The organism is Nostoc sp. CHAB 5836 (assembly GCF_020829445.1).
GTDB lineage: Bacteria > Cyanobacteriota > Cyanobacteriia > Cyanobacteriales > Nostocaceae > Nostoc.
This window is the reverse complement of sequence record NZ_JAIVFV010000095.1, coordinates 1-25,706: the sequence shown is the minus strand read 5'-3', so window position 1 is coordinate 25,706 and position 25,706 is coordinate 1. Positions and strand designations below refer to the sequence as shown.

Genomic DNA, 25,706 nt, shown 5'->3' with positions numbered 1-25,706 from the left:
TTAAGTAAAGATTATGAAAGATTACCCCAAACCTCGGAGACATTTATCTATATTGCGATGATTCGGATTATGGTCAGACGATTGGCATGATTTTTGACTGGTTTTGACTTTTAAAACATCCTCTTAGGACTTACGCAACTGGCATATTATTTGAAGTTTGTAGTGAACGCGAGTGCGTCTCGTTGGCGTGGCCTCTCGTAGAGAAGAGAGGACTAAAGTCCAATACGGTTCACAAAAGGGCTGAAACTCTTTTTTTTACGAACCACAGAGGCGCAGAGAACACAGAGAGAAGAGAGAAGAGAGAAGGAGGAAATGCTTAACTGAACTGTATTGGATTTTAGTCCTCAAAATCAGGGCTGAAGCCCTTACTACAAAGTAAAAGCTTTTATTTTTTGTGACACTTGCATAAGTCCTATAATTTTTCAGGTTCCGATTTTAGGAGGAGCCTGCTTTTTTATTTTTTTGTTAAAATTGAGTTAGCAATTAAATGTATATTTACATACTTTTTTATTCCTACCAAGAGTTTGTCAAGTTTGAATTCATAGGTAAGAAAGTTCGTAGTAAGGACTTGAGTCCTTATTTCTAAGTACTCAAGTGCTGACTACAAACCTTCAAAACTAGCTTAGACATTGTAGTTACTACTCCACACACTGACAGGAGTACCTGTACAATGTGGGCTTCTTAATTTCTTAAGAAGTGCGTTATTAGCCAATTTTTTTATTATGAGTTCATCCCACTTAGATGCACCCACAAAGGTGATACATACTGCGTTTTGGCTCTTTAGCCGCTATGAGCGTGAATGATCCTGCACACAAAAATAATTCGACTTGGAATCGGCAAGTATACCACCGTCTGAAACTTGCCCTAAGTCTTGGCTTACGACGGCAGCTCTTTTTAGCAGTATGTGATGACTTACACTTAAGAAATCAGGTAGCAGCCCGCTTGCATTCTACGTTGGCTTATCCTGTTGGGCAGGTGCTATATGAGTTATCAAATACTCAAGAAAATAGCACTCCAGCTTATCCGCGATTAGTCACGTTGCGTTTGAATTTAAATGATCCCAATCCCATAATCCAAATTAATCAATGGTTGACTAGTTATCCACCGCCAATTGTTGGAGCATCAAAAGATACCCCTGCAAGACCTTCTTCAGTACCAGCATTTCAGATTGTAGGTGTGGAGCATCTCACTAAGCAACCAGTTGCAACACAACGGCTATTTTTGCACTATCTCCGCTTCAGCGAACAATATTTCTCTACACAAGAATCCAGCCGATTCCTAGAATCTAATTTGCTGTTATGGATACCACGTCCTTGGTTATCTGCTATCAAACAATCAGCACCACAGTTTTGGCGTTGTCGTACTGGCGTATTTGTATTTGCTGGAGAACCCACACCAGCAATTCAGAATTCGGGCTATCCAGAACGTTTTTCTAATTCCAGAAACTTGGATTTAGGGAATATTGAGCAGTCGATTTTAGATGAATCAGTTAACCAAGCAGAACTCAGAACCGCAGCATCCGAGTTAAAGTTTGAGAATAATTCCAATTTCCCAGTAGAGATAGAAGGGAATGGCGTACACAAAACTCAGGAAGTTTCATTATCAACAGCGGATTTATTGAAGGCTACGTCACAACAACAGGAATCTACTAATAGGTCTGGTAGTTCGAGTAATAATCAATCGCTGTCATCTTTATCTTATGTTAGCACCGAGTTGACGGAGCTAGTAATAGCAACAATCAACACAAATGCTGCTCAAAATACTCAGGATTACTTACAACCGCCGCAGATTTTGTTGGAGATTGAAGAATTACACGAAAAGCGAGTTCCAGGGGAGTTACTGGCAGAAGCTTATTATCGCTTGGGCACATTATACCGCCTTCGCATTGAGCAAGGAGAGTCAACTCTAGAAAACCTGATGGTGGCAATTATTGCCTATCAGGAGGCAATTAGTTATGACGAAAGCTCACCGCAACTCCCAAATATCTTGAATGATTTGGGTACACTCTACTGGATGTTATACCGCACACCACCCAATTCGGAGGAAGGACAAACTTATATAGAGCAGGCAATAGAATTTTATCAATTGGCGTTAAATATGATTTCGCCTCAGACACATTCGGAAACTTACGCTCGTGTGCAAAATAATTTGGGGACAGCTTATGGTGATTTAGCTCGTTTTTCTGACCCAGCTGAAAATTGGCAGCAAGCAATTTTAGCTTACACTGAAGCACTTAACTACCGTACAGCCGAGATGGATTCATTAAAGTATGCGGCTTGTCAGAATAATTTGGGTACTGCTTACTGGCATCTAGGGCAATACAATCAACCGATTGTGCATTTAAAGAAAGCGATCGCAGCTTACAACGAAGCACTTGTACACTACAACCCCGACGAGGAACCGCTCAAGTATGGCATGATTCAAAACAATATCGGTACTGCCTACTGGAATCTCGCACAACATGAACAACCTACCAAAAATCTCCAGCTAGCTATAGATGTCTACACCGAAGCTCTCAAATACCGCACTCCAGCTAATATTCCCAGTGCGTGCGCCACTACACAAAATAATCTGGGAACTGCTTACTGGCATCTAGCAAACCTATCCCAAACAACTAAAGAGGCACGGCAAAAGTATCTGCAACTATGTATCAGTGCTTATGAAGAGGCTATAGCTTTGGCTGACTCACTTAGGGGTACTGCTTTAAGTTTTGATTTGCTTGCCTCTCACAATAACCTGGGACTAGCACATTATCAGCTAGTAATAGATAACTCGTCTTTTAATGGGGAGGAAGTAACACGTTCTCAACACTTAGAAGTAGCGTTAGATAACCATTTGCAAGCTTTAAACGGATTAACTAAACAATCAGAGGCTTATCAAACAACTTTTACTTATGTGGTGAAAACTATTCGTACTTTTCATCATGAATTAGGGATACAGGGACAAAATTTGGCTTTATCTAAAATTCCTAGTCAGTTCTTGCCAGAGATTTTGTCTAAGTTATAATGCAAAGTTTCCGTCGCGGCATTGCAGCATGACTAAGGGTTTTAGCTATTACTAAGCTAAACCACATCTAGTTTGCATATTCAAAATTAATATAACTCTTCTGGGGTGGGCAATATGAGCCTGGGCTATTTCATTGTAGACATAAACCACCCGGAACTGAAGTTCCGGGCTCATAGCTAAAGTCCGTTAAAACGGACTTAGGACTTACGCAAAATCATGAAAAAACGAACCGCCATCGCGTAGCGTCTCCCCCTGGGAGAAGTACGCCAAGTACGCCAAGAAATAAGAGTTGCAGAGAGTTTTTGCGTAAGTCCTGGGACTATAACCTTTTCTCAGTCGTCTTTAGACGACTTTCGCTATTAGACTCAGAATTAATTCTGAGGCGGGCTAGATGCATTCGTGAGAGTTCCAAACAAAATCAATACTGCGTAGGTTTTGCCCAAAAACCTTAACCCGTGTAGGTTGGGTTGAGGAACGAAACCCAACATTTGGGGGGCTTTGTTGGGTTTCGCAGAGCCTCAACCCAACCTACGATTTTCCTTAAGAGAGCAGTGTCTCAAACAAAATTATTTTTGTCAATTAGTAATTTTGCTTAAAATTTATAGCCAGTGAGTGTATTAAGTTAACTTTTGTACGGAACTTGCGGGGCAAAAATAAATCAGGGGTATCAAGATTAAGCGTAAGCGCAGCCCAACCTAGGCATCGCTTGCCTAAAAATTGTGTTTCTCACCCCAATTTTGGCAAAATTTTAAGCATTATTACTTATTGATAAATGGTTAATGATTTTAACCTATCACTGATGGGCTAGATGAGAATGAAATAGCCCTCCAACATGAGCGCCCTAATTATGCAAGTTAAATGTGGAACAGGTTATGATATGGCGAATTCACATCTAATTACCAGCGCAAGATATAGCAGTGAGGGAAGATTTATGGGGCGTTGCAGTGGGTACTTCAGCAACCAGAACCACGTTCCCATTGGCATCTATAATCCATCCTTGGGCTTCTACAATTTGAGTAGGTTCATTGACAGAATTAACTTTCTGTGATTTTTCTTCTGTGTTTCGCTGTGCCTGAACAACCGCTCTTTTCTGAATACCGCCAGCACGATTCTGACTCTCTGGCTCCAGTGTGATCCAATCTGCCAGCACCGCATCATCAGCTATCAATGGCTGCGTGGGATCGGCTACTAGTCCTCCACGCCCAGTGGTAATAAATGAACTCCTTGCTATTCTTCCGCCAGAATCACAACCAGCAGCAATTTGCTGGGAAGCATCAACTAGATTTGTGGGTAATTGCACTAATCCTTTACTGGGGTCAACATCTGGTGAGTTGATTTGTACCGTGCCGTTTAATGAAGGGTTTTGTTGAGAAAATGCGGTGATGTCACTTGTTAGCAGCCTACTTGGGTCTAGTGGAGTTTTAGGGTTCAACAGGCTCTCTAGGTCTGCACGGGTGCGGGGCACAAAACCAAAGATTTTCTTAGCGGTGATTGTAATTTTACCACCAGAGCCAAAGTTGGCGTTGGCGGTGATATCGTTATTTTCAAAGGGAGCGGCGACAACAAAGCCGTTAAGTGCATTGATGGTGATATTACCGCCATCTCCATCACCCCCTGCGTTAGTGGATATTTGGCTGTTGCGGCGCATCAGTAACAAGTCCCGCACCTGGAGTGTAATATTACCACCCCGTCCTGAAGGACTAGTAGATATGAGTTGTCCCGCGTTGTCTAGAAGTATAGAATTAGCAGTTACGTTTAGTGCGCCTGGTGTTCCTGGGTTACTTACATCTCTTTGGTAGATTGCATTACCTGCAACTATAACACTCACACTAATTTGACCTCCATCGCGGACAATTAATTGTCCTGTGGAAATGTCAATTGTTCCCCCACTTCCATAGTTTAGAGTTGATGCCGACAAAATACTGGGGCGATTTGGTATTGGGCTTCCAGCTATCTCTACCGACTCCAAGGCTTTCACAGTTATATTCCCTCCTTTTCCTTCAGAGGGTATTACTTGTGAGTTTTGTAGCGTTCCACTCGATTCTGCTGTTAACCTAGCGCCATCTTTGATACGCAGTTTTCCAGTTGTGATTGTAATATCGCCCGCCTTTCCTTCACCAGCACTGATAGTAAAAAATCCAGTCAGAGTATTTGGCGAGCTAAGACTACCAATTAACTCCACGGACTCGGAAGCATCAACAATCAAATTTCCCGCTGCACCCTTATTTAGAGTAGAAGTACTTACTTGTGCGCGATCCTGAACAATTAATTTCCTTGTAGTAATTTGTATATTTTCTCCATGTTCGTTACCCCTAGTTTGACTTATCAAACTGACACCATTGCCAGTTAGTTCCACGGTCTTGGCTTGTACCTGAATACTACCACCACGACCAAATTTGTTACTAGCATCTACTTGAGACGGAATTTCAGAAGCATTAGCCCTTCGCCCGATTAGTCGAACGTTCTGGAAATTCTCGACATTTTTATATCCAAAGGACAAATCTTGGTTTGTTTGATTTAAATTTACCAAACTATTGGCAGTGACACTGGCTAACTCAATTCGTCCTGACACTGCTGTTAAATTTCCGCCTTCTAACGTTATATCACCACCTATAAGTGCCAAAGTTTTGCCTGGCTGCACTTGTAGACCCACAGGTTTACCTGAGATATTAGTTGTATTATCTCGACTAAGTGCTTGGGATTGATTGCGGATCGGCTCGGCAGTTGCCCCGAATTGTAACCCAATGGGAACACTTACTTTCAACAAGGGTATAGTTAGGGGATCTGTGGCGCTAAATTTAGTACCATCGGCAAAGTTCAGACTACTCGCTGTACTTGCCACAAATGAACCGCCGATGTTTAAAGAAGCATTGCGGCCAAAAATGATTCCGTTGGGATTAATTAAAAACAGGTTAGCTTTGTATTGAGCTTTAATGATGCCTTCGATATTAGAAAATGACTTCCCCGTTACTCGGCTAATAATGTTTTCAACACCTTGAGTATTTATAAACTCAGCAGTAGTTCCAGGAAGTACAGAAAAGTCTTTAAAACTGTGGAACAAATTGCTTCCTACTGTGGTTCCACCTTCAATATTTGTGGTATTACCTTGTGTTGTAACAAGAGAATTAGTGGATAGAGTACCATCAGGAATTATTGGGATTTGGGCAACAACACAATTAGTGGAGAAAGCTATTGCACCACCTGTTGCAACTCCTAATCTCTTACGCCAGATCCAAAGATTACCCATAGTGGATATTGCACCTTTCCGAATAAAGTAAAAGTTGCTAAATACTATAGCGTTTTCTGATCACATGAGGTACATCATAGCTTCCTCCTCGCTTGTGGGGAGAGGGTGGGGAGTGAGGTTCTTGTACTTCAGAAACGCTATATTATTCTTTTATTACTAAGAGGATGTTTGAAAAGTCCTCTTGTCGGTATCAAAAATTTTAGATCCCCCTAAATCCCCCGATAAGTTGGGGGACTTTGATTCCGGTTCCCCCCTTAAAAAAGGGGGGTTAGGGGGGATCAACAAGTACCTAAAATCACAGCAAACTACTTTTCAAACATCCTCTAATAAGCTAAGAAGATAACAGACACTAATTTTACAATATGTTAACGATTAATCCGTGCAATCAACCATTTTTCCTTCTTTCTCTGACCAACAAGTGGAAGCTGACATACTGAAAATATTGCTTGGAAGTGATTCTAAAAAATTCTGTATTTGTTGACGTTCATTGCCCTCATTAGATTGGAGTTTAGTTATATAGAATATATACTGAAATTTCAGAAATTCTTCCGTTGATATACCATACTTTTCGAGTATTTTTCTGAAGTTAGCTTTGTTCAGACTTTCACGTATTTCCTGCTGAATCTCGTCTTGTAACTGCTGTAATGTTTCAGCATCTATGGATGTTGGCTTTACTGTTTTAAATTCCATAATTTTTGCTCTCCTCGTACGTTGGTAGATGTGTGAACTTATCTTGTGATGTACTAAGTTAACGTGAATTTGATTAGTACACTCTGGTAACGAAAGAATCAACGATACAGAGTCTAGAGTGGCACGAAAGCATTATTTTTTTAAAGCTCTTGCAAACTCCCATAATTATGATTTCAGCTTGGCTAGTAATAATTATGCATTGTTTAACAAAACTTCATAGAAATGCGCGGGATGTGGGAAACTCAGCTTTTTAAAGCTGGGAGGGGAGCGACACGAGGGATTTTAAGACGCTCGCGGACTCGCTTGCCGCCGGCGCTATCCCCGTGGTATATAAATATATTTTTTTAGCTTAAACAAAAAGAAGCCTCTCACCTCCCTTTGGGTAGGTGACGAGATGAATTTTTGGGCAATGACGAATTGACCTACAACCAATTCAATCCGCAGGATTGAATTGGTTGTAGGTCGATAAGGAATTGCCATTTTCTGTGTTTGGCAACGAGTCAATGAGCTCATCAATGACCTGAGTCATGGTTTTATCTGCGTAAATGGCATAATTTTGAAGCTTATTAAACCGCCGTTCTGACATTCTCAACCTTAATTGTTTGTTTTTCATTCTGGTTACACAATGGATACATATTATGTTATCCTGTATTCAGGTCGAAAAACAACAAAGGGCAAAATGAAAATTTCATACCAATATAAGATTGAACCAAATAAAGAGCAATCAGAAAAAATTGATAAAACGCTTGAAATGCTGAGGTATCAGTATAACTATCTGCTTGCTCAAAGGTTTGATTGGTACGAGATGAACCGATGCCCTATTGATAGATGCCCATTAATTTGTCATTTACCAGAATTAAAAGAGCAACCCAACTATTACAATCAAAAAGCCTCTCTAGTTCAACTCAAAATAGATAGACCTTGGTACAAAGATATCCACTCTCAGGTGTTGCAAGAAGTTCCTAAGAAAGTTGAGATAACCTTTGACAGATGGTTGAAGGGTGACGTTAATGGGAAAAAATCTGGTAGACCTAGATTCAAGAGCAAAGGGCAATACAAAACATTTACATATTCCCAATTTAAGAGACATCATTTTGTCAACAATAGGATAACGCTCTCAAAGATTGGGGATGTTAAGGTGATTGTTCATCGTCCAATACCAGACGGGTTTGACATAAAAACTGTATCTGTAACCAAAAAAGCAGATGGCTACTATGTGACCCTTAGCCTTGACGACAAAACAGTTCCAACTATTAAACCTGATTTTAATCCTGATAATATTGTCGGTATTGATGTTGGGCTGATAGATTTCTATGTTGCCTCTGATAATACCAGAATTACTGCACCAAAACATCTACGTAGAGCGGAACGCAAACTAAAGTCAGCACAGCGAAAAGTATCAAGACGCAAAAAGGGTTCTAACAGACGCAAGAAAGCTATTCAAATATTAGGTAAGCAACACAAAAAAGTCGCTGATACTAGAAAAGATTTCCATTTCAAAACTGCTAACAACTTACTCAAAAAATATGATGTTGTTGCAGCAGAAAAACTGAATATCAAAGGACTGGTTAAAACACGATTGGCTAAAAGTGTAAACGACGCTGGTTGGGGACAATTTATTTCGATACTTTCAAACAAAGCCGAAAATGCTGGTTTAAAAGTAATAGCTATAAATCCAAACGGCACAAGCCAAGAATGTTCTAGTTGCGGTCATAAAGTTAAAAAGCTGCTATCTCAAAGAATGCACAATTGTCCTAATTGTAAGGTCACTCTGTGCCGTGATTTGAACGCATCTCTTAATATAAAGGCGCGTGGGACACACGCCCTCAAAGCTCAATTAATGTCTTTATAGAAGAGTCATTGAGAAGCACTCACTCACCCGAAGGGGAGTGTGGGAGTATGTCACTCCACAGCAAATCCTGATAATTGACGCATTTTGGGAGTATGAAAACCAATCACAATATCTTGTTTATCTATACCCATTTCCATCAGTTCTAAAGCAATATCCGCCTCCGTTGTATTTTGTTGAATCCAAATTTTATTATTCTTGATATCTATGTGCATTATTGGCCCATAAATCCGCTTTTGATTGTTCCATCCAACGCTAATAATTTGATAATGGTCATGTTCTGTATCAAAAATCTGTTCCACTTCTACATCTCCATAACTAGGCTTGGACTGGAGATATTTAGTTAAGAGTTGCCTAATTTTTGTCCGATATTCATTTAATTTGTCCATTGTTCTATTACCTCCGTTTCCACATTGTAAATAATCAGCTTTAACTACAGTTTGAATAAAAGACAAGTTAAAGAAGTCATTATAATGCCAATGGTATAACTAAATACAAGGTTGTATTTGGATCTTCAGCACGCAACGCTGTCCTATAATTAACAGGGCTATTTCATTCTCATCTAGCCCGCCTCAGAATGAATTCTGAGTCTAATAGCGAAAGTCGTCTAAAGACGACTGAGACTCATGTTATAGTCCGTTTTAACGGACTTTAGCTATGAGCCAGGAACTTCAGTTCCGGGTGGTTTATGGAAAAAGTGAAGGTTCAAAACCTCGCCCGCAAGTGGCGCGTTCGCGCTAGCGTCTCGTCAGAGAAAAAATCCGCATCATCGCAAGGTAGGTTGAAACCCCACCCTTAGTGGGTGGCTTAATTCAATTACGAATTACGAACTTGTACTGAGCGTAGCCGAAGTATCACGAACTTGTGCCGAGCGAAGTCGAGGTATTACGAATTATTTTCATGTCTAGGCTGAAATAGCCCTGCCATAATTCATAAATTGTCCTAGTGCGATTTAAATCTAGAGTTTTTAGATTATCCGTCTAACTACAAGACAATACAATACTACAATGCCAAATAGCGATCGCTTGGATAAAGGTGATTACGAAATCAGCGATACTAATTCTTAATCCCTGTCGCAGCAATACCTTGAATAAACTGACGCTGACCGATGAGAAATAAGACCATCACTGGAACAGTCGCGATAGTCACCGCCGCCATCATCAAAGGCCAATTATTCGTAAATTGCTCTTGAAACTCAGCCAACGCCAGTTGTACTGTTCTTAATTCCGGTCGTGTCGTAAATACCAAAGGCTTAAATAAATCATTCCACTCACCGATGAAGGTGAACAAAAACAGCGTCACCAAGGCCGGACGCGCTAAAGGTAACATCACCCGCCACAAAATTTGCAGTCGGTTCGCCCCATCGACGGCGGCGGCTTCCTCTAACTCCACCGGAATTGTCTGGAAATACTGACGTAACAAGAAAATCCCAAAGCCGTTGACCGCAGTGGGTAGAATCAGGGCCCCATAGGTATTTATCAGGTGTCCCCACTTCAAAATCAAAAAGATGGGAATCACCAATAACTGAAAGGGAATTACCAAAGTTGCTAAGACCACCAATAGCAGTGCTTGGCGTCCTCGAAACTTCAGCCGTGCTAGGGCGTAACCAGCCAAAGCAGAAGTGACAATCTGAAACGCCGTCACAGCGATCGCTACCAAGGTAGAATTAGCAAACGCCAGTAAAAATTTTCCTTGTTGCCATGCAACGCGATAATTAGCTAAAGACCACTTATTTTTGGACAAATTTTCCAGGCTGGCAACCGTCGGTGCAAAGGAGGTGAGAAAGACCACAAATAGCGGTAGTAGAACGATAAATGCCCCTAGCAGTAACACTACTAGGCTCAAAACATCGCCAGATTTCAGACTCGGGTTTGGTTTGGACATAACTTGAGCTGCATTGCATTTATTTTGCTAGTACTAGAGCATCGCCCCCAGCAACAGTTAATCTATAAACATAGTTACTTGTTAAGTTAAATTAAACCACAGTGATTATTACCCTCTGTTCATAAGGTAAATTGAATCCTGGTGTCAAATAATTCTTCCTTTACAGGAGTAAACATACCATGCAGCAGCTTGCAGACCAATTTAAAGAATTAGATTTCAAGAGCGAAACATACAAAGATGCTTATAGCCGGATTAATGCCATCGTCATTGAAGGGGAACAAGAAGCACATGAGAATTACATCACCCTAGCCCAACTTCTACCAGAATCTCATGATGAACTAATTCGCCTTTCCAAGATGGAAAGCCGCCACAAAAAAGGATTTGAAGCTTGTGGACGCAATTTGGATGTAACCCCAGATTTGCAATTTGCCAAGGAGTTTTTCTCTGGACTACACCAAAATTTCCAAACAGCGGCCGCATCAGGCAAAGTTGTTACTTGCTTGTTGATTCAGTCTCTAATTATTGAATGTTTTGCGATCGCAGCATACAACATTTACATCCCGGTCGCCGACGCTTTTGCCCGTAAAATCACGGAGGGTGTAGTCAAAGAAGAATATAGCCACCTCAACTTTGGAGAAGTTTGGTTGAAAGAACACTTTACAGAATCGAAAGCGGAACTAGAACAAGCAAACCGCCAGAATCTGCCCATCGTCTGGAAAATGCTTAACAAAGTAGAGGGAGATGCTCACACAATGGCAATGGAAAAAGATGCTTTGGTAGAAGACTTTATGATTCAGTACGGTGAAGCATTAAGTAACATCGGTTTTACGACTCGTGATATTATGCGCCTGTCAGCCTACGGACTCATAGCCGCCTAGAAAAGTGTCGAATAACAAGTGCCGAGGAGCCAGTGCCTTGGGCGCCTCTGCCGACTTGTTAGCGTAGCCCCTCCCAACAGGAGAAGCAACTGGCGTTACTGAGTAATTGAAATTCATAACTCAGAACTCCTAACTCCCAACTCTACTAAATTCCACGCCTCACGACAGCATAGCCTAATAATCACTACATGTTTGGTCTAATTGGACATCTGACTAGTTTAGAACACGCTCAAGCGGTAGCTCAAGAATTGGGATACCCAGAATATGCCGACCAAGGGCTAGACTTTTGGTGTAGCGCCCCGCCGCAAATTGTTGATAGCATTATTGTCACCAGTATAACTGGGCAAAAAATTGAAGGACGATATGTAGAATCTTGCTTTTTGCCGGAGATGCTAGCTACCCGTCGCATCAAAGCCGCAACGCGCAAAATCCTCAACGCCATGGCCCATGCACAGAAGCATGGCATTAACATTACAGCTTTAGGCGGATTTTCCTCAATTATTTTTGAAAACTTTAAGTTAGAGCAGTTTAGCCAAGTCCGCAACATTAAACTAGAGTTTGAACGCTTCACCACAGGAAACACCCATACTGCCTACATTATTTGTAAGCAGGTGGAAGAAGCGTCAAAACAACTGGGAATTGATCTATCAAAGGCGACTGTTGCAATATGTGGAGCAACTGGGGATATTGGTAGTGCAGTTACACGGTGGCTAGATGCGAAAACAGATGTCCAAGAACTTTTGTTGATCGCCCGCGATCAAGAACGCCTCAGAGAGTTGCAAGGCGAACTGGGCCGGGGAAAAATCATGGGTTTAACAGAAGCCCTCCCTCAAGCTGATGTTGTAGTTTGGGTTGCCAGTATGCCCAAAGGCGTGGAAATTGACCCTACCACTTTGAAACAACCCTGTTTGTTGATTGATGGTGGCTATCCTAAAAACTTAGCAACGAAAATTCAACATCCTGGTGTGTACGTGTTAAATGGTGGAATTGTAGAGCATTCCCTGGATATTGACTGGAAAATTATGAAAATCGTCAATATGGACGTGCCAGCCCGCCAGTTGTTTGCTTGTTTTGCGGAATCAATGCTGCTGGAATTTGAGAAGTTATACACGAACTTTTCGTGGGGACGCAATCAGATTACCGTAGACAAAATGGAGCAGATTGGTCGGGTGTCAGTAAAACATGGATTTAGACCACTGCTAGTTTAGTCATTGGTCATTGGTCATTGGTCATTAGTCATTGGTCATTGGTCATTAGTCATTGGTCATTAGTCATTGGTCATTGGTCATTGGTCATTGGTCATTGGTCATTTATTATTTGCAAATGACAAAGGACAACTGACAAATGACAAATGACAAAGGACAACTGACAAATGACAAATGACAAAGGATACATAACTCATAACTCCTAATTCATAAACCCTACGATGGCAACTACCGAGCGTAAACCGCTACTGTTGGATTTTGAAAAACCCTTAGCAGAACTCGCAACGCGAATTGATCAAATTCGGCAACTTGCAGAAGAAAATGGCGTCGATGTTTCTGGTCAAATTCGTCAACTAGAAGCACGCGCCATGCAACTGCGTGAGGAAATTTTCAGTAGTCTATCCCCGTCCCAGCGATTGCAAGTCGCTCGTCATCCGCGTCGCCCTAGTACTCTCGATTACATTCAAGCTATTAGTGATGAATGGATGGAATTGCATGGCGATCGCTGTGGTGGTGACGATCCGGCTTTAGTTGGTGGTGTCGGTCGTCTGAGTGGACAACCTGTGGTGATGTTAGGTCATCAAAAAGGTCGCGATACTAAAGACAATATTGCCCGTAACTTTGGAATGCCTTACCCTGGCGGCTACCGCAAAGCCATGCGGTTGATGGAACACGCCAACAAGTTTAGTATGCCAATACTAACTTTTATCGACACGCCAGGAGCTTGGTCTGGGGTAGAAGCAGAACACCAAGGTCAAGGAGAAGCGATCGCCTACAACTTGCGGGAAATGTTTTGCTTAGATGTGCCAATTATCTGCACAGTTATTGGTGAAGGTGGTTCTGGTGGCGCACTCGGTATCGGCGTAGGCGATCGCCTACTCATGTTTGAACACTCCGTTTATACCGTCGCCACCCCCGAAGCTTGTGCCGCCATTTTATGGAAAGATGCTGGTAAGGCTCCCCAAGCAGCCGTTGCTCTGAAAATTATTTCCCACGACTTGAAAAAGTTGGGAATTATCGACCAAATACTCCCTGAACCCACTGGTGGCGCTCATTCTGATCCTTTAAAAGCCGCTACCATTCTCAAGCAAGTCCTCCTAGAAAATTTGGACGAACTCAACCGTTTAACCGCTCCAGAACGCCGCCAACTGCGCTATGAAAAGTTCCGCAAAATTGGTGTTTTTACAGAAGTTGCCCACTAACAGAACTGCATAATGATTGATTAGCCAAGCAGCAATGCTATAATTGCCTATGTGCTTAAAGATTTTTAACAATCTAGCCATAGGCATTTGCTTGTTTAGTAAATCTACTCAATTTGATTGAGTGGGTTTTGTATTATTAAGTAATTTAATTTTAGTGGACAGCGTGGTTTTCCAGGCAATGATTCGTTGTGTTCACTGATACTCACAATATGCCCACTATTGGATTGGATCATAGCACTTGCTTGATGGAAATCATCAGATTTTTAGATTGCTTTAATCTATCCAAACCAAGAAGTGTGGATAATTGGGTGGTAATAGCCTTTGGGAACTGCCAAAAAATTGGGAGACACCATGAGTGTTAAGCAAAAACGACGCGCCCTGATTACTGGGGCAACTAGTGGAATTGGGAAAGCAACGGCTTTAGCCTTTGCCAAAGCAGGAATAGATGTCGCCCTAGTCAGCCGTTCTTTAGATAAATTGGAGGCGGTAAGAGAAGCAGTCGAGCATACTGGGGTGGAAGCAAAAGCTTACGCTGTCGATTTAGCGCAGATCTCCGAAGTAAAAGACAAGATCCAAGCGATCGCTCTTGACTTTGGTGATCTAGACATTCTGGTAAACAATGCTGGCATGGGCTATACAGGCACTTTGAGCGAAACCCCCCTAGAAGAATGGCAGCAGGTAATTGACTTGAATCTCACCAGCGTGTTTCAGTGCATCGTGGGGATTTTACCTTCAATGCGCGATCGGGGCACAGGCACAATAATCAACATCGGCTCAATTGCCGCCAAGCAACCCTTTCCAGGTTGGGGAGCATACAGTGTCAGCAAAGCTGGTTTGATAGCCCTCTCTCAAACCCTGGCACAAGAAGAACGCAATCATGGCATTCGTGTCACAGCTATTTGTCCTGGCGCAGTCAATACCGAACTTTGGGATACAGAGACAGTCCACATCAACTTAGACCGTTCCAAAATGTTAACTCCGGAAATTGTGGCTCAGTCAATACTTTACACAGTTCTGTTACCACAACAGGCAGTTATTGATGAATTGACCCTGATGCCTAGTGCTGGCGCACTCTAATTGCAGAGTTAGGAGTTAGGAGTTAAAAATTCTAACTCCTAACTCCTAACTCCTAACTCCTAACTAAATTCAAACCATAACGAAGACCGAATCATGACTATTGCTAGTTCCAACGGTTCCAATTGTTCTCAATCGCCTCTGATTCCCGACTTGGCAGAAGCCATAACTCCTAGACCCGATCGCAATACTCATAACGGGCGACAAGCGGATGTGTTACCGCCAACAGAGGAACAGATGGAGGAAATGAAGGAGGCCGTGCGGACACTAATATTGGGCGTTGGCGAAGACCCCGAACGCGAAGGACTCCTCAAAACACCCAAGCGAGTGGCCGAGGCCATGCGGTTTCTTACCAGTGGTTACAACCAATCCCTTGAAGAACTCGTTAACGATGCCATCTTTGATGAAGGGCATAACGAGATGGTACTAGTTAGAGATATTAATTTCTTTAGTCTGTGCGAACACCATATGTTGCCATTTATGGGTAGAGCGCACGTCGCTTATATCCCCAAGCAAAAAGTTGTAGGACTGAGTAAGCTGGCCCGCATTGTTGAGATGTATTCCCGTCGCTTGCAAGTACAGGAGAGATTAACCCGCCAAATTGCCGAAGCAGTTCAGACCATTTTGGAACCTCAAGGTGTCGCCGTAGTGATGGAAGCTAGCCATATGTGCATGGTCATGCGGGGCGTTCAGAAACCAGGTTCTTGGACTGTCACTAGCGCGATGGTTGGTCTGTTCCAAGAAGAACACAAAACCCGCGAAGAATTTTTTAACTTGATTCGCCATCAAGGGGCATTCTTTTAACAGTGAACAGTGAACAGTGAACAGTAAACAGTTTTTAATATTTGTAGGTTGGGTTGAGCGCAATGCGAAACCCAACAAACCCCGATCTTCGGTTGGGTTTCGTTCCTCAAACGCCACGTGCTTCAAGTCGGGGAACCCGCCCAACGCAGTGGCTCCCCAACCTACACATTTTTTATTTTTTTGCCAAAACCTACGCAGTATTGGGGCATGGGGCATAAGCAATAGGGAATGGGTTATTCTCCTCATCTCCCTCATCTCCCTCATCTCCCCCATCTCCCCCAACTCCCCAATTTCTCAAACAACTTGGCAACTTTATCTAAATCCTTGTCTCCAGGTGTCCGTTCTACACCACTAGATAAATCAATGCCGCTAGGATTAACCTGACTTAGGGCTTCTAAAATATTATCGGCTGTTAATCCCCCAGCTAAAAACCAAGGGCAAGTGGGGCTGAATTGTTCTAGCATTGTCCAATCTAAAGTTTTGCCTGTACCACCCAGTTGTTGGGGATGGTAGGCATCAAGTAGCAAAGTATCCACATATTTTGTGTAATCAATCGCTGTGTCAAGATGCTCAAGACTGTGAATTCTCAGTGCTTTAATAATTTCGACATTGGATAAAGATTGACGTAACTGGGAGCAAAAATCTGGTGATTCATCTCCGTGTAACTGGACGCCAGTTAACCCAGAATCAACAACTATCTGACTGATTTCGGAGATACTAGCGTTGGCAAAAACACCAATTGTATCAATATTGACTGGAAGTTCTGCCACTGCTGCCCGAATTTGGGATGTAGTCACGTAACGAGGTGAGGTTGGCACACAAATAAATCCGAGTGCCGTTGCGCCCAGAGAGGCGATCGCTATAGACTGCTGTGGTTGAGTGATGCCGCAAATTTTAACGCGCATGAAAATATAACAAAAAATATAACAAAAAAGTCTAAACTATCTCAAAAACTTTTGGGCCTTGTAATTTTATAATCTTGAGGTCTACGATTAACTTTCTGTTTAGGAGACAAAAGCTTGATTTCCTCTATTTTACTAGCAGTAGCTGCATCTGTTCCCCCAACACCCGTGTGGAATCCTATGGTAGCGATCATCATCAGCGTCAGCAGCTTAGTCATGGTTTTACTAAGTACTAGGATTGAAAAACCCCTAGTTGGCCCCAAGTTCCCGATTCTGCCGATTAGTATTCCAACATTCGCTGCTGCTATGGCTTTTGGTCATATTATTGGCATTGGCATCGTTTTAGGGCTGACTAACATCGGTCGTTTGTAGTTTTGCAATGACTCCGGCATTACTTGTAATGCCGCGATCAATACGAAACTCGTAACATACTCCTACACTGACTGCAAGCAGTACAGTGTAGGCTTCTCACCCAATCCGGCTATTGCTGTGCGTAGGCGAGTAGCTCTATTCAACAGACGTAGCAGTGCTATGTCAAAACAATTCTTTTTCACCAGATGACGAATACTTCGGCTTACTTCGACTACGCTCAGTACAAGTCGCTCAGTACAAGTGACTAAGTAAGTCGGCAAGAATAAACCAAACTATATTACAAAACGTAAATACACCTTAAACCCTTATAAATGACCAAGGACAAATGACAAATGACAGCCTTAGCCAGTTAGCTTCAATTGCGTCGCTCTACTTAAGGACAAATGACAGCCATCATCAGTTATCTTTAATTGCGCCCACTTACTTGCCCAATGCCCAATGCCCAACAGGCATTAATTGTCTATTCTAGAAATAAGAGCATTTCGGAACTCGGCACTACCGAATTGATGCTCAGAAATATACGTGTACGTATATACGTACTTATTGCAGTATAGAAACTACTGGCGATATCTAGTTTTAGGACAGTGTAATGCAAACAAATTGGAAAATTGGGACTTTATTTGGAATTCCCCTGTTTTTAGACCCGTTATGGTTTGTGGTTTTAGCGTTGGCAACCCTCAACTTTGGGGTAGCTTATCAGGAATGGGGGACTGTTATAGCTTGGAGTGCTGGAATAGTTATGGCACTGCTGCTATTTAGTTCGGTGTTGTTGCATGAGTTGGGGCATAGCTTGGTAGCCCGATCGCAAGGCATTAAAGTTAATTCAATTACCCTATTTTTATTTGGCGGTATCGCTGCTATTGAAGAAGAATCTAAAACTCCTTTCAAAGCTTTTCAAGTAGCGATCGCTGGCCCATTGGTGAGTATCATCCTATTTTTCCTGCTGAGTCTGGTAACTATCGTGATCCCTGATACTAGCTACCTCCGTGTAATGGTTGGAGATTTGGCGAGAATTAACTTGGTAGTGGCTCTATTTAACCTGATTCCCGGCTTACCCCTAGATGGAGGGCAAGTGTTAAAAGCAGCACTATGGCAAATCACAGGGAATCGTTTTCAAGCCGTACACTGGGCTGCAAGGGCTGGGCAAATTTTGGGTTACAGTGGGATCGCTTTCGGATTTGTTGTAGATTTTTTCACCAGAGAGTTAGTACTTGGTTTGTGGATTGCCCTGTTAGGTTGGTTTGCTGTCCGCAACGCCAACACCTATGACAACGTGACTACATTGCAAGAAAGCTTGCTGAAGGTGGTGGCGGCTGATGCCATGACTCGTGATTTTCGCGTCATTGATGCTGACCAGACATTGCGTTCCTTTGCCGATTTATACCTGTTGGAAAGCACTCCCTCACAGGTTTATTTTGCTGCTTCTGATGGACGTTACCGGGGTCTAGTTTCCATTGACGATTTTCGTTTAACCCAAAGGAGTGAATGGGAAACCGAAACTTTACACAGCATTGTGCATCCCCTGACAGAAATACCTACTGTTGCAGAATCAACATCCATAGCTGAGGTAATTAATAAGCTGGAAAATGAACAGTTACCTCGAATTACCGTACTTTCTCCGGCTGGTGCTGTCGCTGGTGTAATTGACCGGGGAGATATTGTAAGGGCGTTGGCACAAAAGTTAAATTTGCGAATAACGGATGCAGAAATTAAACGGATAAAGGAAGAAGGAATTTATTCACCTGGGTTGCAACTAGCAGCAATAGCGAAGTCAATTGCAAATTAACCGTCATACCTTTGTTACAGAGATGGCGATCGCTTTTACCCCAATCTAGTTGTTGGGATTTGTAGGAGTTGATGGTAGATTGTTACACAGATGGCGATCGCTCTGATTAGGGTTATTCTGCAAATACTCACGCAGGCGATCGCAACCTCTGGTGAGCAGTTTGTCTAATTTACCAATTTCCCACAACTTAGCCGTGCCGTCCTCGCTAATGGTAGCCACCATACTACTATCGGGGCTTAAAATGACACTTTTGATTTTGTGGTCAGAGGCTTGAATTCCTCCCATTTTGCTTCCATCCATATACCACAAGCTGACAGTACCGTCTTCTTGTACAAAGGCGGCTAAATTCCCATCATTATTAGTACTGATATTGGAAAATTCTCCGATTCCAAGAAGACGGGGAATAGTTTGTAGTTGTTTTCCTGATTTGAGATCCAACAGTACGATACTTCTGTAAGCTTTACTTAGTTGCTCTATACCAGCTAACAGGATTTGACCGTCTGGTTTCCAAACCACATTGTTAATACTAATAGTTTCAGCATAAGGAAATGAATTCTTATCTGGTTTGACTGAGGACACATCCAACAAATATACTACTTTGTTATTATTGTCATTTCCAGTAACTGCTAGTTTCTTGCCATCAGGACTAAAACTCAGGTTACTGCTAGAGTCATATTCTCCAGGAAATTCTCTGTATTGCTGACTCGATAAATCTAATATACCCACAGTTCCTTGTTGACTTAGGGTTGCCAGCTGCTTGCCATTGCGACTAAAACGCAGGCTATTGAAGACAGGGAATTGACTGTTAAACTGCTTTACTGGGTTGCCAGATAAATCTAATAAGTGGACAACTCTATCTACTGCTTGAGTTGCTATCAGCTTGCCATCCCGACTAAATGTGATACTGTTGATTTTTTCTGGAAGTTTTTCTAATTGACTTGGCTGTTGTTCTTCCAGACTCCAAAGACGGAGAGTGCCATCAGCGCTGGCAGTAGCGAGAACTTTACCATCGGAGCGAAAATTGAAATTGGCGATTTGACCTGTATGTCCTTTGAGTTCACTAATTATACCGCTGTCTAAATCTTTCAAGCGTATAGTACCGTCATTAAATCCTGCCGCAGCCACCTTTTTACCATCTTGGCTAAAATTAATATCGATGTTCTGACCTAACAACTGTTGCAAGTAGTTTTGCCGCCATTGCCACAAATAACTTTCACTACCCACGGTGCTTCTACCTCCTCCGTAGATAATTGCTATTTCCTCACTATTGGGACTAAGGATTACTTGATCGAGCGTTACTGGAAACTGCTGGTTGATTTTACTTAACTCTTGAAAATAGGAGTTAAACACGCTGACGCTTTTACCATCTGGAGTCTTAGTAACTAACAATAACTCACCATCTGGTTGGAAACCAGCAGTCATTATAATATTGTTTGGAGGTACTTGTAATTCCTGATATTGGTTGCTAGTGAAATTCCACAAACTGGCAAGGCCGTCATCTCGAACGCTAACAATTTCACTGCCATCCTGGTTAAAACTAAGGCTTGTAATCGCACATGAATTGAAACTAGAAATCTCATTTGGATCTTCGCATTCATGTCCTTGTAATACTGTTGCCTGCTGTTGATTTTGCCAATCCCAAAATAGGATAGTACCCTTGTTTGTGCCAATAGCAAGTTGGCTACCATCGGGACTAAAAATTACCTGTGTAACTAAGTATTGATTTCCTGGTAACTCGGCTAACTTTTTGGCTTGTTTGTCCCATACTCTGACAGTGCCATCATTTTCAGTACTAACTACCAGTAGCCTACGCCTACCGTCTTTTTCCCAAAAAATACTTTGAACACCACTAGGAAACCCTTCTTGTCTGTTGTATTCTTTGACTGTATAAACTGCCTTTCGTAAGGTTCTAATTACTTGAAGTTGTTCATCTTCTTTTGGCGGTGGTACTTTCAACAGCCACCGATTCTTAAGGGATTCTCCAGCTGATAAACTATTGAGCAAGGCATCTAAAATCGGTTCATTTGAACGTAAGTCGGCATCTGCCAATTCCTTCTCACTCAGCATTTGATTTATCGTTGCTTGTCTAAGATTAATTAATGCCCAAACAGTCAATCCGCTTAAACCCAGCATGATTGCGATCGCAATTCGCCATCGCCAACTAATATTCCGGCGTTTCTGTAAAACACTTCGTTGGACAAATTCTGTTTCTAACTGATTAAACCAATTATCATGAGACTGAAGTTCCTGATTCAATACATCAAGATAAGGATTACTATTCCAAAGAAACTGTATAGGTTTCTCTCTCAAAACCTGTTGTTGATTCTGTCTTTGCTGCAATCCTTGAACAAGCCGAGTATTGATTTTACTAAATAAGTTTTCAGCGATGTATAACCTGCGATCTAACCAATCAATTACAGTTTCAGCTTGATAGAGCAAACCTGATGGCTGTTTTTTACTGGCGACACTTTCCCACTCTTCGGCAGCTGCTGTTAGCCGCCGTTGTAAAATTATGTCTTCTTCTTTTTTCCACTTGAGTAATTTATCCCATCCCTGCACCAAAGCATCATGAGCAGGCTCTACATAGGCTTCGCCTTGAGAATTAGAACCCTCAACAATTAAGCGGGCTTGAGAAAAACGTTTGATGACTGTTTGCACGCGATCGCTTTCTTCTTGATCAGGGTAAATTAGTTCAGACTTGGGAACCTGTCGCCTTGCTAAGTCGCCACCCTGCAATGAAATCATCCGCAGCATCACCTGACGCACTGTGTTTTGATATGCGGGGTATGAAGCAACTAGTTGATCGTATTCTTGGTTAGCACGTTTGGTTAGAGAACCAACTACTCTTCCCAACTCTTCGTAATCTTCCTTTTTTAGGGCGCGGTTGTCCCTTCGCTCCTCTAAATATTTCAGGTACAATTCGCTAAGAGTAAAAGAAAGCAAGGGTAAAGCACCTGGCATTTGTACGACTTCGTTGATTAGTTCATCCACCAAACTGGGAGGGTCGAAATATACCACTTTTTCTAACGCTGGTTTCTCAATTACTTCCCGGAATTCATCTTGGGTCATTGGTGGGACGACAAATCGGGTATGATCATTCCAAAAGTCTTTGAGTATAGAGCTTTGAAACTGAGCCTCAAAGTCGAGTCGCACAGTGATAACTACATGGATCTTGTTGGGATATTTAGCGATCGCATTTTTAATCAATTTCTGAAATTGCTCTCGTTGTTCGTCACTTTTACACAGAGTTATCAACTCTTCAAACTGATCAACTGCTAGCAATAGCTTAATCTGGGGATTAATCTTGCTTACGATATTTGCTAAAGCTTGCTCGTCTTTTACCAATTGTGAAGTAGTAATTGTATTTGCAATTGGTAAACACACCTGTGCTAAAGCCTGCAAAGGACTTTCCCCTGGACGCATGGGATCTAAAATCTGAAACTTATGCTCCTGGGAATGACGCAGACGGTGTAACAAGCCGGCTTTCATTAAGCTGGATTTACCCGTTCCAGATGCACCTAAAACTAATGTCAATGGTTGTTGGTTAGCAACTGCTTTTTGGTATAGCTTTTCAATCAGATTCTCTCTACCAAAAAACAAGTTATTGTCTTTTTCGTCATAGGATTGCAATCCTCGATAAGGATTATTTTCTCTTGTTAGTGGTGGTGCATCCTCTAATTTATCTCGGTCAAAATTAGGTAACAGAAAGATGAATTCCCCTTTGTCATGTTTTCTGAGTGGACACAGACTTGGAGTTTGCCGCTTGTAGTGCTTTTCTGTGACAACTTCAACCTGATCTCGCAGATATGAATAAAGTTCCGTTGCTGTGATAATGCCATCATCATTGGAGTCAGCCTTTTTGTCAGTTCCGCATAGGGCATCAAAAAGAGCTTTGGCAAAGGGAGAGTGAACCTCATTACCTTCTTTTACTTCCCCCCGCATCCCCAAAGAATCCAAGGCTTTTTGATCATCAGCTGCGGAAGTAATTACTTGCCAAGCTGCATCGCTGATAAAGCGATCGTAGCGTTCTTTATAGACTGTGATTTTGGGCAAAATCTCTCGCTTAAGACTTGCCCAACGAAAAGCGCCTGCAAAACAACAATCGAGAATTGCTAACAGATGCCGACAAGAAAGTGCATTTAGGGCATCATGTAACTCCTGCATCGGCAAGTAGGTACTACTATCTCCTAATGTGGCATCTTGCGGAATCAAATAACCTACTGGCCCCTCTTGATTTTCTAGAGCTTCTAAAGCGATACCATGCCCAGCAAAATAGAAGAGGATGCGATCGCTCTCGGTAACTACCACTTTTTCGTTGTCAAAAGCTATTTGTCCTTGTTTGAAGTCTTCAATCAGTTCTTTGAGTTTGCTAAGGGTAACACGTTTATTCAATAGCAACTGGACTTCATATTTATTTTGTGCTTGATATTGCTCTTTGAGATTCTGATGTTGCTTTTGGAGAATTTGAGCAAGTTTGTGAGCATCAGGAACGGCTGTTTCTAACTCTCTAATCCCATTCACATAGTCATTGATACCGATAATAATCGCAAAATTACGGTTGAACTTATGTTTAGACATTAGTACGCCTCATCTCAGGGCTATTTCATTCTAGACAGAAACCACCCGGAACTGAACTTCCTGGCTCATAGCTAAAGTACGTTTTAAGACTATAAGCCAATACACTTGGGTTAAGCATTTCCTCCTTCTCTCTTCTCTCTTCTCTCTGTGTTCTCTGCGCCTCTGTGGTTCGTAAAAAAAAGAGTTTCAGCCCTATTGAAGCAGGAATCGCGTGACTTCTAGTCATGCGAGGTTCAATCTTCCCTCAATTTAACGGGAGGTTAGGGGGCAATACTGCTCGGTTAAGCCCAAAAACCTTAACCCGTGTAGGAACGAAACCCAACATTTGGGGGGATCTGTTGGGTTTCGTTCCTCAACCCAACCTACGATTTTCCAAAAACTACGCAGTATTGGGTTAGGGGGGATCAACAAATGCCTAAAATCACAGTCAAATACTTTTCAAACATCCTCTAAGGGACGTACAGTGGTAATGGTAATTTCCTGTGCATACCAATCGTCAGACTTCGCTGTACTTTTGGCTTTGATTTCACGATTTTGAGTTCGATTCATCAAACGGTCAAGGCTACTTTGATTTGTAGATTCTAAATCTCTTGTGGCAGGTGGACGAGGAGCATCAAGTTTATTTTGAGTCAGCAATCTAGCATCAAATTCCTCGTTACTGACAATCAATTTAATCATGTCTTTGTACTCAGTAATTCCCTGTGACCACAACTCGTCTGGGACTTCGAGTATCAAGTCTTCGCCACTTAAAGCCCAGGCTTCTTCTCCTGCATTCAACTTAATGCTACCTGCTTCAAAAAATGGGGCGCTAATAGCGAAACTGTCTGAAAGATTGACTAAGCCAAAGTAAAGTGGGTTCTGACTTCTATTAGTAAGTTTCAGTTTAAATTCCGGATTTTGCCACCTACCATCCCTATAGGTGTACTGCAAACGCATCTGTTGCAATTGAGATGATTTTTCATTTTCAAAGATGAGTTTCATCTCTACATCATCGGCTCTAATCTTAGTTGGTGGATTTGAGAGTTCCGCAATTGTTGTCCAACGGGAAATATGTTCTAAACGTTTAATTGCCTGTTTTGCATTGTCTGGAGTATAGCCATCAATTTCAGCTACTAGAGGTCGGTCATCTGTAGGTCGGGCAATCAAATACTGTTGATGACGACAAAGTAGGCGAAACTCGGCTTTAGCAACTTCATTTTCCTCGCGCACATAAGCTGAAACTTTACCATCAAGTCCAGCTGTTGCTAGTGCTTGGCGTGCGAGACTTACACCGGCTTCATCTCCTTCAATGCGAACACCTAAAGGTGGTAGCGGTAGGCTGGTAACAACTGCTTTCAAACAAGTACCATCAGCAGTGAGGTTTGGTACATCTTTGATATCTACCTGACTCTGGGTTGGTAGCACCCTAGTCACCTTTGCCGTACCCACAGACTTTGCTGGGTCACGCAGATCTTCGATATTGGCGTCAAAGGCAAACAGTGCTAGTAAAGTGGTTTCGCCGTCTTTGGGTGGTTGCACTCCGTGGACAGCACCAGCATCAATTACCCAGCCATAGTTTGGGTCATTTTTAACAATAAAGTAGGGGTGACGTTCTGCGATCGCTCCATCAAGGAAAAATTTGTTTTCATCCTCAGGATTATTCACTTCCAACTGAGGAGACTGGGCTGTAATTTTACTGCGGATGATCGCATTTGTCCGCCCAAACAAATCTCGATAAGTCAATTTGCCATTGGCTTTAAAAAGTGTATCCATCAAAAAATAAGAGAAACTACCCCGGTGTTTGTCACCGCCGTAGTATTCCTTCGCTGTTTCGTAGTCTCGACAAGCAGCTAGAAGTACATGACGACCTTTGGGTATCTTCCAGCCAGTGGGGTGTTTTTCCGGGTCGCGCGAACCTGAAAGTTGCCCTAACTCGGCGAGGGAAAAAATAAAACTATCCAGTGGGCGTTCTCGCTTGTCTGTAGGGAAGCGACGTATTCGTGTCTCTTGCAATGGGTCTTTAGTGCCGGAACCAGAGTGGCAGCAATCCATAATAATGGTAATGTGCGGGTCTTTTTCTGCTACTTCGGCAATCAGTTTTGCTAATTCTTTATCTGCCAAATCCCAGCCGTCTTCAGTACGACTGTCATAACATACTAGGGTTTCATCTAAATGGTCGGGTTCTAAATGCCAAAATTCCTTTGGTGCTAATTCCTGAGGACCGTGACCACTGGATAGTTTTATTTTTTC

16 protein-coding genes and 1 pseudogene are annotated in these 25,706 nt (G+C 42.3%); 10 read left to right on the top strand and 7 right to left on the bottom strand.

Annotated features, from left to right (window positions below; all coding sequences use genetic code 11):
* A pseudogene (locus tag LC605_RS19015) lies at positions 1–90 on the top strand (IS5/IS1182 family transposase); the annotation flags it as partial.
* Between the two features lie 699 nt (positions 91–789).
* Positions 790–3,006 carry a tetratricopeptide repeat protein gene (locus LC605_RS19010; RefSeq protein WP_229549076.1) on the top strand — a complete coding sequence of 739 codons (2,217 nt, stop codon included), beginning with the start codon at positions 790–792 and terminating at the stop codon, positions 3,004–3,006.
* Positions 3,007–3,898: 892 nt separating this feature from the next.
* On the opposite strand, the gene LC605_RS19005 is transcribed toward LC605_RS19010, so the two are convergent.
* Positions 3,899–6,253, bottom strand: a complete 2,355-nt coding sequence (locus tag LC605_RS19005; RefSeq protein ID WP_229549075.1) for a filamentous hemagglutinin N-terminal domain-containing protein — start codon at positions 6,251–6,253, stop codon at positions 3,899–3,901.
* Positions 6,254–6,625: 372 nt separating this feature from the next.
* Positions 6,626–6,943 carry a hypothetical protein gene (locus LC605_RS19000; RefSeq protein WP_229549074.1) on the bottom strand — a complete coding sequence of 106 codons (318 nt, stop codon included), beginning with the start codon at positions 6,941–6,943 and terminating at the stop codon, positions 6,626–6,628.
* A 679-nt stretch (positions 6,944–7,622) separates the two neighbouring features.
* Here LC605_RS19000 and LC605_RS18990 point away from each other — a divergent pair.
* Positions 7,623–8,795 (top strand): transposase, encoded by a 1,173-nt coding sequence (locus LC605_RS18990; protein ID WP_229549072.1) that lies wholly within the window; start codon positions 7,623–7,625, stop codon positions 8,793–8,795.
* Between the two features lie 50 nt (positions 8,796–8,845).
* Here the strand turns inward: LC605_RS18990 and LC605_RS18985 are convergent, their stop codons facing one another.
* Positions 8,846–9,181, bottom strand: coding sequence for a XisI protein (locus tag LC605_RS18985; protein ID WP_229549071.1), 336 nt, complete (start codon positions 9,179–9,181; stop codon positions 8,846–8,848).
* 667 nt (positions 9,182–9,848) lie between these two features.
* Positions 9,849–10,676, bottom strand: a complete 828-nt coding sequence (locus tag LC605_RS18980; RefSeq protein WP_229549070.1) for a carbohydrate ABC transporter permease — start codon at positions 10,674–10,676, stop codon at positions 9,849–9,851.
* A 179-nt stretch (positions 10,677–10,855) separates the two neighbouring features.
* Here LC605_RS18980 and LC605_RS18975 point away from each other — a divergent pair, with 179 nt between their 5' ends.
* The 5 genes from LC605_RS18975 to folE all read left to right on the top strand — a co-directional run bounded on the left by LC605_RS18975 (position 10,856) and on the right by folE (position 15,839).
* On the top strand, positions 10,856–11,554 hold the full coding sequence (locus LC605_RS18975; protein WP_229549069.1) for an aldehyde oxygenase (deformylating): 699 nt from the start codon (positions 10,856–10,858) through the stop codon (positions 11,552–11,554).
* 188 nt (positions 11,555–11,742) lie between these two features.
* The gene (locus LC605_RS18970) at positions 11,743–12,762 is read left to right on the top strand and encodes a long-chain acyl-[acyl-carrier-protein] reductase (protein WP_229549068.1); all 1,020 of its coding nucleotides are present in this window, start codon (positions 11,743–11,745) and stop codon (positions 12,760–12,762) included.
* A 218-nt stretch (positions 12,763–12,980) separates the two neighbouring features.
* Positions 12,981–13,961: an acetyl-CoA carboxylase carboxyltransferase subunit alpha gene (locus tag LC605_RS18965; RefSeq protein ID WP_229465064.1), complete on the top strand. Its 981-nt coding sequence runs from the start codon at positions 12,981–12,983 to the stop codon at positions 13,959–13,961.
* A 351-nt stretch (positions 13,962–14,312) separates the two neighbouring features.
* A complete protein-coding gene (locus LC605_RS18960; RefSeq protein ID WP_229549067.1) occupies positions 14,313–15,038 on the top strand; it encodes an SDR family oxidoreductase in 726 nt (241 codons plus the stop codon).
* Between the two features lie 93 nt (positions 15,039–15,131).
* Positions 15,132–15,839, top strand: coding sequence for a GTP cyclohydrolase I FolE (gene folE, locus LC605_RS18955; RefSeq protein ID WP_229549066.1), 708 nt, complete (start codon positions 15,132–15,134; stop codon positions 15,837–15,839).
* 260 nt (positions 15,840–16,099) lie between these two features.
* Here the strand turns inward: folE and LC605_RS18950 are convergent, their stop codons facing one another.
* On the bottom strand, positions 16,100–16,744 hold the full coding sequence (locus LC605_RS18950) for a phosphoribosylanthranilate isomerase (RefSeq protein WP_229549065.1): 645 nt from the start codon (positions 16,742–16,744) through the stop codon (positions 16,100–16,102).
* A gap of 114 nt (positions 16,745–16,858) precedes the next feature.
* On the opposite strand from LC605_RS18950, the gene psaK reads away from it, so the two are divergent.
* Both psaK and LC605_RS18940 read left to right on the top strand, forming a co-directional pair.
* A complete protein-coding gene (psaK, locus tag LC605_RS18945) occupies positions 16,859–17,113 on the top strand; it encodes a photosystem I reaction center subunit PsaK (protein WP_229549064.1) in 255 nt (84 codons plus the stop codon).
* 589 nt (positions 17,114–17,702) lie between these two features.
* Entirely contained in the window at positions 17,703–18,899 is a 1,197-nt protein-coding gene (locus LC605_RS18940; RefSeq protein ID WP_229549063.1) for a site-2 protease family protein, read from the top strand.
* A 45-nt stretch (positions 18,900–18,944) separates the two neighbouring features.
* Here the strand turns inward: LC605_RS18940 and LC605_RS18935 are convergent, their stop codons facing one another.
* Positions 18,945–23,477: a caspase family protein gene (locus tag LC605_RS18935; RefSeq protein WP_229549062.1), complete on the bottom strand. Its 4,533-nt coding sequence runs from the start codon at positions 23,475–23,477 to the stop codon at positions 18,945–18,947.
* 438 nt (positions 23,478–23,915) lie between these two features.
* Positions 23,916–25,706, bottom strand: a 1,791-nt coding sequence (locus tag LC605_RS18930; protein ID WP_229549061.1) for a caspase family protein, incomplete at its 5' end; no start/stop codon positions are given.